10 protein-coding genes and 3 tRNA genes are annotated in these 9,325 nt (G+C 65.3%); 10 read left to right on the top strand and 3 right to left on the bottom strand.

What is annotated here, in order from left to right:
- The first annotated feature begins 7 nt into the window (after positions 1–7).
- From ACZ2IA_RS16450 to ACZ2IA_RS16480, 7 genes are all read left to right on the top strand, one after another.
- Positions 8–1,348 (top strand): glutamine synthetase family protein, encoded by a 1,341-nt coding sequence (locus ACZ2IA_RS16450; protein WP_470293678.1) that lies wholly within the window; start codon positions 8–10, stop codon positions 1,346–1,348.
- A 313-nt stretch (positions 1,349–1,661) separates the two neighbouring features.
- Entirely contained in the window at positions 1,662–2,114 is a 453-nt protein-coding gene (locus ACZ2IA_RS16455) for a DUF2844 domain-containing protein (protein WP_470293679.1), read from the top strand.
- Positions 2,115–2,124: 10 nt separating this feature from the next.
- Positions 2,125–3,342, top strand: a complete 1,218-nt coding sequence (locus ACZ2IA_RS16460; protein WP_470293680.1) for a DUF3443 domain-containing protein — start codon at positions 2,125–2,127, stop codon at positions 3,340–3,342.
- A gap of 104 nt (positions 3,343–3,446) precedes the next feature.
- Positions 3,447–4,598: an elongation factor P maturation arginine rhamnosyltransferase EarP gene (gene earP, locus ACZ2IA_RS16465; protein ID WP_470293681.1), complete on the top strand. Its 1,152-nt coding sequence runs from the start codon at positions 3,447–3,449 to the stop codon at positions 4,596–4,598.
- A 43-nt stretch (positions 4,599–4,641) separates the two neighbouring features.
- The gene (gene efp / locus ACZ2IA_RS16470) at positions 4,642–5,205 is read left to right on the top strand and encodes an elongation factor P (RefSeq protein WP_470293682.1); all 564 of its coding nucleotides are present in this window, start codon (positions 4,642–4,644) and stop codon (positions 5,203–5,205) included.
- A gap of 304 nt (positions 5,206–5,509) precedes the next feature.
- Positions 5,510–6,031 carry an NUDIX domain-containing protein gene (locus tag ACZ2IA_RS16475; protein WP_470293683.1) on the top strand — a complete coding sequence of 174 codons (522 nt, stop codon included), beginning with the start codon at positions 5,510–5,512 and terminating at the stop codon, positions 6,029–6,031.
- Positions 6,012–6,365, top strand: coding sequence for a thioredoxin family protein (locus ACZ2IA_RS16480; RefSeq protein WP_470293684.1), 354 nt, complete (start codon positions 6,012–6,014; stop codon positions 6,363–6,365). Before ACZ2IA_RS16475 ends, ACZ2IA_RS16480 begins: the two co-directional genes overlap by 20 nt.
- Here ACZ2IA_RS16480 and ACZ2IA_RS16485 read toward each other — a convergent pair.
- The 3 genes from ACZ2IA_RS16485 to folD all read right to left on the bottom strand — a co-directional run bounded on the left by ACZ2IA_RS16485 (position 6,326) and on the right by folD (position 8,925).
- Positions 6,326–6,910, bottom strand: a complete 585-nt coding sequence (locus tag ACZ2IA_RS16485; protein WP_470293685.1) for a hypothetical protein — start codon at positions 6,908–6,910, stop codon at positions 6,326–6,328. The genes ACZ2IA_RS16480 and ACZ2IA_RS16485 overlap by 40 nt on opposite strands.
- Before the next feature lie 3 nt (positions 6,911–6,913).
- The gene (gene purU, locus ACZ2IA_RS16490; RefSeq protein WP_470293686.1) at positions 6,914–7,777 is read right to left on the bottom strand and encodes a formyltetrahydrofolate deformylase; all 864 of its coding nucleotides are present in this window, start codon (positions 7,775–7,777) and stop codon (positions 6,914–6,916) included.
- A gap of 296 nt (positions 7,778–8,073) precedes the next feature.
- Entirely contained in the window at positions 8,074–8,925 is an 852-nt protein-coding gene (gene folD, locus ACZ2IA_RS16495) for a bifunctional methylenetetrahydrofolate dehydrogenase/methenyltetrahydrofolate cyclohydrolase FolD (protein WP_470293687.1), read from the bottom strand.
- A 133-nt stretch (positions 8,926–9,058) separates the two neighbouring features.
- On the opposite strand from folD, the gene ACZ2IA_RS16500 reads away from it, so the two are divergent.
- From ACZ2IA_RS16500 to ACZ2IA_RS16510, 3 genes are all read left to right on the top strand, one after another.
- Positions 9,059–9,135, top strand: a tRNA-Pro gene (locus ACZ2IA_RS16500).
- 28 nt (positions 9,136–9,163) lie between these two features.
- Positions 9,164–9,240 (top strand) — tRNA-Arg (locus ACZ2IA_RS16505).
- A gap of 9 nt (positions 9,241–9,249) precedes the next feature.
- Positions 9,250–9,325: transfer RNA gene (locus tag ACZ2IA_RS16510), tRNA-His, on the top strand.

Raw genomic sequence — 9,325 nt, forward strand, 5'->3', positions numbered from 1 at the left:
AGGCTTTATGACGACCCCGCATCCGCTAGACCAATGGCTTGACGAACACCAGATCACCGAAGTCGAGTGCCTGATCCCGGACATGACCGGCCTGGCCCGCGGCAAGATCGTACCGCGCAACAAATACCGCCCCGCCGAAGGGCTGCGTCTGCCCGAAGCCGTACTGGCGCTGACCGTCACCGGCGACTACCCGGAGCAGGACTTCACCTCCGCCGCCGATCCGGACATGCGGCTGATCCCAGACCCGAATTCTGTCCGTCTGGTTCCCTGGGCCAACGAGCCGACCGCACAGATCATCCACGATTGCGTCGCCTTCGACGGTACCCCGGCCGAGCTGTCGCCGCGCAACGTACTGAAACGCATCCTGAAACTGTATGACGATGCCGGCTTAAAGGCCGTTGTCGCACCGGAAATGGAATTTTATCTGGTTCAGGTGCAACCGGACGAAGATATTCCACTGTCGCCACCGGTGGGCCGCACCGGCCGCACCGAAGCGGGCCGGCAGAGCTTCAGCATCGACGCGGTCAACGAGTACGACGACATCTTCGACGTGATCTACGACTGGTGCGAGGCACAGGGCCTGGCGCTCGACACGCTGATCCACGAGATGGGCACCGCACAGATGGAGATCAATCTCGATCACGGCGACCCGCTCGAACTGGCCGACCAGGTGTTCCTGTTCAAGCGCACCGTGCGCGAGGTGGCGATCCGCAACAAGATGTACGCGACCTTCATGGCCAAGCCGATGCAGGGCCAGCCGGGCAGCGCGATGCATATCCATCAGAGCGTGATCGACAAGGAAACCGGCCAAAACATCTTCTCGAACGGCGACGGCAGCCCGTCCGACGCCTTCCTGCACTACATCGGCGGCCTGCAGAAATACCTGCCGCCGGCGATGCCGTTCTTCGCGCCATACGTGAACTCGTACCGCCGCTTGAGTCGCTACACCTCGGCGCCGATCAACCTGTCGTGGGGCTACGATAACCGCACCTGCGGGCTGCGCGTGCCGCACTCCGGCCCCGAGGCGCGCCGGGTGGAAAACCGCCTGCCGGGCGTCGACGTCAACCCGTATCTCGCGATCGCGGCGAGCCTGGCCTGCGGCCTATTGGGGATGCGCGAGAAGCTCCAGCCGAGCGAGCCCTTGACCGGCAGCGCCTACGAGCAGCCGCACCAGCTGCCGCGCCACCTCGACGACGCGATCGAGATGCTGGCGCGTTGCGAGCCGCTCGCCGAGCTGTTCGGCGAGCACTTCATCAAGGCCTACGCCGCGATCAAGGACGCCGAGTACCGCGAGTTCTTCGACGTGATCAGCCCGTGGGAGCGCCGCTACCTGCTGCTGCACGTCTGAACCCGCCTGCCGTTCGGCCAGGCTAGGCGACCACTTGACCAGGTCGTCGACGGTGCCACGGGATCCATGACCCCGTGGCGTTTTCAATTGGCCCTCGGCCAGCCCGGCACGGCATCCCGGTCCGGATGGAGTCGCCGCCTTGCCCGACGCCCTCTGCGCCTAGCATCAGCGCTCTCAAACGCCACTCGCCCCGCCCCGGGCCGTCCTCCGTCATGCCTGGCCGCTTCGGCGATGACAGCTCGCTTGCCGCGGCGATATCGTCGTCGCCTCGCACTATGATGAACCCAGTGAGCGAACTTCCGTGGAGATCGGCATGCGTTCAGCGACATGGTTCTCGAGTGCCGTGCTGATGGCGTTGGCAATGCCGCTTCCAGTGCACGCCGCACTGGGCAGCAGCGAGGGTTCGGTTCAGCTCGACCAGAGCCAGATGCAGGCCAGCCGCCGCATCCTGAACGCCGCCCGCTACACCCTCCATGAAATCCAACTGCCGTCGGGCACGATCGTACGGGAATACGTATCGCCGGGCGGGACCGTGTTCGGCGTGGCCTGGCAGGGACCGTTCATGCCGGACCTGCGCCAGCTGCTGGGCAGCTATTTCCCCCAATACGTCGACGCCGCCAGTCTCAAGCAAGGCCAGCGTGGCCCGATGACCGTGGTGCAGCCGGGGCTGGTGGTGCGCTCCGGCGGCCATATGCGCGCCTTCTCGGGTCAGGCCTATCTGCCGGCTCTGCTGCCGCCCGGCATGTCCGCGGAAGAGATCCGGTAAGGAGGCACATATGCGCACAGTGCTCGCGACGATCTGCTTCGGCATCGCCCTGTTGCTGGTCGGCTGCGGTGGAGGCGGGGGCGGTGGCAGCACTGTCGCGGCCACTCCCCCCGGCCCGGCCGGGCCGAATGTCCAGGCGATCAGCATCGACCCGGGCCCGCCGGGCGCCGGCGCCGCGGTCAACCTCCCCTTCGTCTCCGTCACCCTGTGCGCACTGGGCGGCAGCAGCTGCCAGACTATCGACCATATCATCGTCGACACCGGTTCCAGCGGGATGCGCATCCTCGCCTCGGCGCTGAACGTCGCCTTGCCGCAGCAGACCAATTCCGGCGGCGTGCCGATCGCGTCCTGCGTGCAGTTTGCCCACGGCTTCAGCTGGGGGGCGGTCAGGACGGCCGATCTGAAGATCGCCAGCGAACAGGCCAGCGCCCTGCCGATCCAGGTGATCGGCGATCCCGCCGTCCCGACGATCCCGAGCAGCTGCAGCAGCAACGGCCCGGCCAAAAACACGCTAGCGACCTTCGGCGCCAACGGCCTCCTGGGGGTCGGCGTGTTCCGGCATGACTGCGGCGGCGCCTGCGTGAGCAGCGCGATCGCCGGCACCTATTACACTTGCCCGAGCGGCGCCACCTGTCAGTCGACCACGCAGCCACTGGCGCAGCAGGTCGCCAACCCGGTGCCGCTGTTCGCCGGCGACAACAACGGCACGCTGATCCAACTGCCCGCGGTCGGCAGCAATGGCAGCGGGACCGTCACCGGCTCGCTGATCTTCGGTATCGGCACACGGACCAACAACGGCCTCGGCAGTGTCGCCGTGTTCGGGCTCAACCCGAACAACGGCACGCTGAGCACCACCTACAAGGGCACCGCTTACAGCAGCAGCTTCATCGACAGCGGCTCGAATGCGCTGTTCCTCAACGACAGCAGCATTCCGTCCTGCGCCAGCAACTCCATCGCCCCCGACTTCTCCTGCCCGGCCACGCCGCTCAGCCTGTCGGCCAGCAACACCGGCACCAACGCCACAGGCAATATCGACTTCGCGATGGCCAACGCGGTGGCGCTGTTTCAGAACAACCCCTCCTTTGCGGCGTTTTCCAATCTGGGCGCCCCGGGTCTGAACGCCACCACCTTCGACTGGGGCCTGCCGTTCTTCTACGGGCGCCAGGTATTCACCGCCATCGAGGGCATGAACACCCCGGCGGGCAACGGGCCCTATGTGGCCTACTGAACCCGCGCCGCCGCCCACGCCAGATAGGCGGGCAAGGCACGGTTTTCCGCCGCCAGGCAAAACCCGGATAATGACGGCCATCCCTCGTTACTTGTCCGCGCACCATGACCCACCCTGCCCGTTCCTGGGACATCTTCTGCACCGTCGTCGACAACTTCGGCGACATCGGCGTCACCTGGCGGCTGGCGCGCCAGCTGGCGCACGAACACCAGCAGGCGGTCCGGCTATGGGTCGACGACCTGGCGAGCTTCGCCCGGCTCTGCCCCGAGCTCGACGTAAGTCTGGCCGAACAGACGGTCGTCGGCATCACCGTACGGCTGTGGCCGCGCGACGGCTTTCCCGAGGTCGACGCCGCCGAAGTGGTGATCGAGGCGTTCGCCTGCAGCCTGCCGGATGAATACCTCGCCGCGATGCAGCGCCGCCGCCCCCAGCCTGCCTGGTACAACCTCGAATACCTGTCGGCCGAAGACTGGGTCGACGGCTGCCACGACCTGGCGTCGCCGCAGCCGAAGCTCGGCCTGATGAAACGGTTCTTCTTCCCGGGGTTCACCGCGCAAACCGGTGGATTGCTGTGCGAGGCGGGTCTGTTGGAGGCGCGCGACGCCTGGCAGGCCGACGCAGCCGGCCAGAATGCGTACTGGCAAGCGCTGGGGCTGACCCCGCGAGCCGACGGCGAGTTGCGCGTCAGCGTGTTCTGCTACGAGGCGGAGGCACTGAAGGGCCTGGTCGAGACCTGGAGCGACGGTGCCACGCCGATCACCGCGCTGGTGCCGGAGGGCCGGGCGCTGACGAGCATCGCGCCCTTGTTCGGCCAACCCTTGGTGGCCGGCGCACTGCTGCGGCGCGGCAATCTGACGCTGAAGGTGCTGCCGTTCACCGACCAGAGCGGCTACGACCGGCTGTTGTGGAGCTGCGACGTCAACATCGTGCGCGGCGAGGACAGCTTCGTGCGCGCGCAGTGGGCGGCGCGACCGTTCGTCTGGCACATCTACCCGCAGGGCGAGGGTGCGCATCTGGTGAAGCTCGACGCCTTCCTCGACCGCTACGTGGCCGAGCTGCCCGCGCCGCTCGCCGCCACGGTGCGCGAACTCAACCGAGCGTTCAACCTGGACGGCAACGCCGCGGCGCTGTGGCCGAGCCTGGTCGAAGCCTTGCCGGCGCTGACGCAGCACGCACAAAACTGGGCGAAACAGCAACGCGCGCACGGCGACCTCGCCGGGCATCTGGCACAGAACGCGGAAAATTGGCTACAATAGCTGGTTTTTTCGGAAATCGTTTTCCAAACAGGACTTTGACGTAATGAAAACCGCACAGGAACTCCGCGCCGGCAACGTATTCATGCTCGGCAATGACCCGATGGTCGTGCAAAAGGCTGAATTCAGCAAATCCGGCCGTAACGCCTCCGTCGTGAAGATGAAGATGAAGAACCTGCTGACCGGCAGTGCTTCCGAAGCCGTCTACAAAGCCGACGAAAAATTCGACGTGGTCGTACTCGAGCGCAAAGAGTGCACCTACAGCTACTTCGCTGACCCGATGTACGTGTTCATGGACACCGAATTCAACCAGTACGAGATCGAGGCAGAGAACATGGGCGACGCCCTGAACTACCTGATCGACGGCATGGAAGATGTCTGCGACGTGACCTTCTACAACGGCAAGGCCATCTCGGTCGAACTGCCGACCACCGTGGTCCGCGAAGTGGAATACACCGAGCCGGCCGTAAAGGGCGACACCTCGGGCAAGGTGATGAAGCCGGCCCGCCTGAAGGGCGCCACCTTCGAAGTACCGGTTGCCGCCTTCGTGGAAATCGGCGACCGCATCGAGATCGACACCCGTACCGGCGAATTCAAGAAGCGCGCCTGATACACGGCAGGGAGACTCGACAAACCGTCGTGAGCGGTTCGCAGGCGAGGCGGACGGCGCGCAGAAACCGGAATGGACTCAAAAGTCCATGAGGATTTCGAGCACCGTCCAACGAAGCATCCGAACCGCGCAACAGGTTTGCGAGGTTCCCGACGATGTTGATTGAACGGGAGGGCTGCCCTCCCGTTTTTCGTGGCAGGCGCCCGCCGGCCACAACAGCAGCAACCCCCTTTGTCTTCCGGATTGCCGCCCGGTATCGCGGCCCCTTTTTGGACGGGTTGCACACAGCAGCCCCGAATCAGTGATGGAATATCGTACCGAAACCAGACTCCCGGCCTCGCTGGCGCGCCGCGCCACGGCGATTGTCGAGCTGCCCGACGGCGTGCTGGTCACCGCCCGTGTCGGCGGCCGTTTTGCCCTGCCCGGCGGCAACGCCAGCCGCGGCGAGTTGCGCCCGCAGGCGCTGCTGCGCGAGCTGCGCGACAGCACCAGCCTGCGCGCCCACTCTATCCTTTACCTGTTCGACCACATCACCCCGCACACCGCGCACAAGGTCTACCTGGTGCTGGCGCAGGGCACGCCGCGCCCACAGGGCGAACTGGCGCGGATGGCGGTGGTCGGCTCGCCGGACAGCCCGCTCGACCTGTTCAACGACAGCCGCGCCATCCTGCGCCGCTACGCCCGGCTACGCGGCGAAGAGGGCCCGAAGGGCGAGGCGCTGCGCGCGCTGCTCGGTCTCGCCCGCTACATCGCCAAGCTCGACGTGCCCGCCCTGGACATGCCTGAAGAAGCCCAGCAGGACGCCGATGTCGACGCACTCGCCTAACTGGCTGCTGCTTGACGAATTCGACTTCCACCCGCGTCTCGCGGCGAGCCGCGGCGCGGTGCTGGTGATGTTCGGCCAACCGCATTGCGGCGCCTGCAAGGCCTGGCGCAAGATGCTGCCCCGCTGGCGGCCGGACAGCGTCACCACGCTCGCCTACGTCGACGTGGCGGTCAGCAGTGCGCTCGCCCACGAGTTCGAGCTGTTCCACCTGCCGGCGTTCGTGCTCTACAAAAACGGCGCGTTTCACGCTTGGGTGAACGCGCCGTTTTCACAGCGGGGTCTGGCCGAGACGATTCAGAGCGCGCTGTCGTCCGCCCCCGAAGAGGCACCCTGAGAACTCGAGCTGTTGAGCAGGTCGGCCGGTACGTCGACCCAACCGAGGCTCGCCGATAGCGTCAGCGTCAGCATCATTAGCCCCAACGCCACTGGCGCGAACGCCAGCACCCCCAACATCACCCGCACGCGCGCCACCTTCGACACCCGGGCCAGCGCGTTGACCAGCACGTACAGGCTGGTCAGCGACAGGGCCAGCGAGATCGCCTGCGCGACGTCGTTGGGCAGCCAGCTGACCAGCGGCGTCAGCAGTTGCAGGCCGTTGCACGCCACCACCAGCCCCAATAGTGGCAAGGGGGTGCGCCAGCCCGACTGGCGCAGCCACCAGCCGATGAAGCGGGAGAACAGCACGGTTTCCAGCCAGGTAAACAGCACGAAGAACAGCACCCGGCCGCCGCCGTTGCCGAGCTCCGGCACGCCGGCGCCGGCGATCACGCCGAGCAGCGTCAGCGCGATGGCCACCTGCCACAGTGGGTACTGATAGTGTTCAAGCGGTGCGACTTTGAGCCGAACCAGATTGATGGCGTCGTCGAGTAGGGCACGCATGGGTCAGTCGAAGATAACGGTCTTGTTGTTATACGACAGAATGCGCTGGTCGAGGTGCCAGCGCACCGCGCGCGACAGCACCACTTTTTCCAGGTCGCGGCCCTTCTGGATCAGGTCATCGACATCGTCGCGGTGCGAGATGCGGGTGACTTCCTGCTCGATGATCGGGCCCTCGTCGAGGTCCTCGGTCACGTAGTGGCTGGTCGCACCGATCAGCTTCACGCCGCGGGCAAACGCGCGGTGGTACGGCTTGGCGCCGTCGAACGCCGGCAGGAAGCTGTGGTGGATGTTGATCACGCGGTCCGGGTAGCGGGTGACGAACTCGTGCGACAGCACCTGCATATAGCGCGCCAGTACCACCAGGTCGACGCCGGCCTCTTCCAACAGGCGGAACTGCTCGGCCTCGGCCTCGGCCTTGTTCTCCTTGGAGACCGGGACCACGTGGAACGGAATGTCGTTGAATTCGACCAGGCGGCGGCAGTCTTCATGGTTGGAGATCACCAGCGGGATCTCACAGTCGAGTTCGCCGATCCGCCAGCGGTGCAAGAGGTCGACCAGGCAGTGCTCGTATTTGGACACGAAGATCGCCATCCGCGGCTTGCGGCTCGACAGTGACACCGTCCAGGTCATCGCGTGTTCGCGCGCGATCGGCTCGAAAGCGGCGGCAAAATCGTCCATCGGCAGCGTAAAACCACGCAAGTCCCACTGCACCCGCATCAGGAACAGGCCCTCGACGCCGTCCTGGTGCTGGTCGGCGTGCATGATGTTGGCGTTGTAAGTCATCAGGAAGTTGGCGATCGCGGCGACCAGCCCCTTCTTGTCCGGGGCGCTGATCAGCAGCGTCGCCGAATGCGTGGTGTTGCTCATAGTCTGTCGTTCTCTTTGTCGATGTGGGGGCCGGTGCCAGGCACCGGCCGGAAATAGCAAAACGCCACCGCTACCAAGGGCAGCGGTGGCGAACCCGTGCTAGGAAACCTCTAAAACCTACTACGCATTCCGGATGCCTCGTTGGGCGGTGCTCGAAATCCTCGTGGACATAGAGTCCACTCCGGTTTCTGCGCTCCGTCCGCCTCGCCTGCGGAACGCTCGCGACGGTTTTAGAAGTTCCCTTTACCGAGCTGCCGCACCGACCGTTCGGCCAAGCCGGGCAGCCGAAGCGGCGATCAGTCGCGCAGGTTGGCCGAATCGAGCGTGTTTTCCAGCAGGGTGGCCACCGTCATCGGGCCGACCCCGCCCGGCACCGGCGTGATCCAACCGGCGCGTTCGGCGGCCGCCGCGTACTCGACATCGCCGCACAGCGTGCCGTCGTCGAGGCGGTTGATGCCGACGTCGATCACCACCGCGCCCGGCTTCACCCAGGCACCCGGAATGAAGTTGGGCTTACCGACGCCGACCACCAGGATGTCGGCGGCGCCGACTTCGTCCTGCAGGTTCTGCGTGGCGCTGTGGCAGATCGTCACCGTGGCGCGCGCCATCAACAGTTCCAGCGCCTGCGGGCGGCCGACGATGTTCGACGCGCCGACCACCACCGCCTTCTTGCCCTTCGGGTCGATACCGTACGCCTCCAGCAGCGTCATCACGCCACGCGGGGTGCACGGACGCAACAGCGGCTGCTTGATCGCCAGGCGGCCGACGTTGTACGGGTGGAAGCCGTCGACGTCCTTCTTCGGGTCGATGCGCTCGATCACGCCCTGCGCGTCGATGTGCGCCGGCAGCGGCAACTGCACCAGGATACCGTCGACCGTCGGGTCGGCGTTCAGGTCGTCGATGCGGGCCAGCAGATCGGCCTCGCTAGTGGAAGCCGGCAGCTCGTAGGACAGCGAACGGATCTCGGCCCGCTCGCAGGCCAGTTTCTTGTTACGGACGTACACGGCGCTTGCCGGATTGTCCCCTACCAGAATCACCGCCAGCGTCGGAACCCGACGCCCGCTGTTCAGCCGGTGATGCACGCCTTCGCGCACGCGTTCGATACGAGCAGCTGCTACTGCCTTGCCATCAATGCGTTGTGCCGCCATTGCTGATATTTCCCTAAGATGCAGGCTTCCGGAAAGAAAGCCGTAAAAACGCTGATTTTCGCACTTTTTACCCTTCACCCTCAATGGGTGTTGACAGCCGGCCGGCAAGCCCCGTATAGTTGCGGCCTCTTGTCGGGGTGTAGCGCAGCCTGGTAGCGCATCTGCTTTGGGAGCAGAGGGTCGTGAGTTCGAATCCCACCGCCCCGACCACAGAATTTAAAGTTGTCTCGATGGGCATGTGCCCGTAGCTCAACCGGATAGAGCACCGGCCTTCTAAGCCGGGGGTTACAGGTTCGAGTCCTGTCGGGTGCACCAGTTTCGGTGGTGGATGTAGCTCAGTTGGTAGAGTCCTGGATTGTGATTCCAGTTGTCGTGGGTTCGAGTCCCATCATCCACCCCA

This window comes from Crenobacter sp. CS_VA4, from assembly GCF_055597485.1.

Excerpts from the sequence above, each read along its gene's own strand:
- ACZ2IA_RS16475 (WP_470293683.1), top strand. The coding sequence starts at position 5,510 with ATGGAATATCGTACCGAAACCAGACTCCCGGCCTCGCTGGCGCGCCGC.
- purU (WP_470293686.1), bottom strand. The coding sequence starts at position 7,777 with ATGAGCAACACCACGCATTCGGCGACGCTGCTGATCAGCGCCCCGGAC.
- ACZ2IA_RS16480 (WP_470293684.1), top strand. The coding sequence starts at position 6,012 with ATGTCGACGCACTCGCCTAACTGGCTGCTGCTTGACGAATTCGACTTC.
- folD (WP_470293687.1), bottom strand. The coding sequence starts at position 8,925 with ATGGCGGCACAACGCATTGATGGCAAGGCAGTAGCAGCTGCTCGTATC.
- efp (WP_470293682.1), top strand. The coding sequence starts at position 4,642 with ATGAAAACCGCACAGGAACTCCGCGCCGGCAACGTATTCATGCTCGGC.
- ACZ2IA_RS16450 (WP_470293678.1), top strand. The coding sequence starts at position 8 with ATGACGACCCCGCATCCGCTAGACCAATGGCTTGACGAACACCAGATC.
- earP (WP_470293681.1), top strand. The coding sequence starts at position 3,447 with ATGACCCACCCTGCCCGTTCCTGGGACATCTTCTGCACCGTCGTCGAC.
- ACZ2IA_RS16485 (WP_470293685.1), bottom strand. The coding sequence starts at position 6,910 with ATGCGTGCCCTACTCGACGACGCCATCAATCTGGTTCGGCTCAAAGTC.
- ACZ2IA_RS16460 (WP_470293680.1), top strand. The coding sequence starts at position 2,125 with ATGCGCACAGTGCTCGCGACGATCTGCTTCGGCATCGCCCTGTTGCTG.
- ACZ2IA_RS16455 (WP_470293679.1), top strand. The coding sequence starts at position 1,662 with ATGCGTTCAGCGACATGGTTCTCGAGTGCCGTGCTGATGGCGTTGGCA.